The sequence below is a fragment of the Blautia caecimuris genome (genome assembly GCF_024622975.1).
Taxonomy (GTDB): domain Bacteria; phylum Bacillota; class Clostridia; order Lachnospirales; family Lachnospiraceae; genus Blautia_A; species Blautia_A caecimuris.
In genome coordinates, this window is record NZ_JANJZT010000085.1 from 1 (window position 1) to 1429 (window position 1429).

General features: G+C 30.2%; 2 protein-coding genes. Both read right to left on the reverse strand.

Annotated features, from left to right (window positions below):
- Nucleotides 1–56 precede the first annotated feature (56 nt).
- Entirely contained in the window at nt 57–416 is a 360-nt protein-coding gene (locus NSA57_RS19405) for an NAD(P)H-dependent oxidoreductase (RefSeq protein ID WP_257465849.1), read from the reverse strand.
- 26 nt (nt 417–442) lie between these two features.
- The gene (locus NSA57_RS19410) at nt 443–1120 is read right to left on the reverse strand and encodes a flavodoxin family protein (RefSeq protein WP_257465850.1); all 678 of its coding nucleotides are present in this window, start codon (nt 1118–1120) and stop codon (nt 443–445) included.
- Nucleotides 1121–1429: the final 309 nt, after the last annotated feature.

The window sequence follows — 1429 nt, forward strand, 5'->3', positions numbered from 1 at the left end:
GGAAACGCGTTCAGTTACATCCGGAAAGACTGATCAGTTCTTAGCGGAATGCGTGGTCAGATGAGCCGGAATTTGCATAACTGTTGAGTTTCGGCCAAATACCTACTTCTATTAACAAAGTTCAAAAGTCTAGCTGATAAGTTATTTGCATAAACAGGAGTAGATATAATTAATATGTCACTTCTTTCAATTTCATCTATATACTTTTTTAATAAATCATTGTTTTCTTTGTAACACCGTTTATGAATCAGACAATGACCACATTCATCACAGTATTCCAGCGTATTATTTTTTAGCATAATAATATTACATAATATATCTTCTTTCTCTTGCCATTTCTGTAAAAAACATTCCAGCGCAAAAAAATTTAGTGATTTTTTTGATTCAACTCCTATAACTGCACATATTTTTTTCATTTCGTCCCCCTAAAAACGCTTGATTATTACAGCTCCAATTTATTCAAAACATCATATATAGATTTACAATCAATCATTTCTCTTTGTTCCCACCAAATTTTTTTATAATTATTCCTATCCATAGACAAAATTATCCCTTTTACCTTAACAAATATTTCATTTAAATATTCACTGATTATTTCATTTTTATAATATATATTTGTAATCTCTTTCCACAAGTCTGTCTGACAGTAATCTTCAAATGTTTTTATGCTAAATGATTTGGATAATATTACATCTATACCTAAGTGATAAAAAATATTTTTTAAGTATAAAACAGGTAACTGACTAGAATAATTATCATTTACAACTAATAGAACCCCTCTTTTTCCAAGCAAAATAAATAATTGAAACCACCCTGATAAACGCTCTATAAACGCCTTTGAGATGCCTGATATATTTCCTAAATATGATGTTGTTAAAAGCAAGATGATATCGGCTTGCATCATCCTATTCTTATATTCATTCATATTATCCGATTTATCAATGTGACAATTTCCGTCAATAAAGCATTGAGCACATCCGTTACACATTTTAAGTTTATCGTCAAACAAATACATACAATCTAATAATATATCTTCGGATTTTGTACTAATTATCTGTTTTATAAGATCTAATAACTTTTGGTTTCTACCACATGCTATTATCATTGCTATTTTTGTCAATTTTACACACACCTCCACTTTTTCAAATGGGCAGAGCGATATAACCCATATACATAAATTGGTTTTCACCGATCTCTAGGGCCAAAGATTCCTTTAAAGACCGTTATGTTCCTATTGTTCCTGTCCCTCTACTTCCAACGTATCCTACAGTTGTATTTCTAATTGGCATTCATGAAGCATTAGTTTTAATTATACTCATTAGTACATCCTCTATGCTTATAATAAAGATACTATGTTGTTGACCTCATAAATTATCAAAATACTGATTTACTTGCCTGTCTCTGAATTGACCTGTATACTGTCATCAGC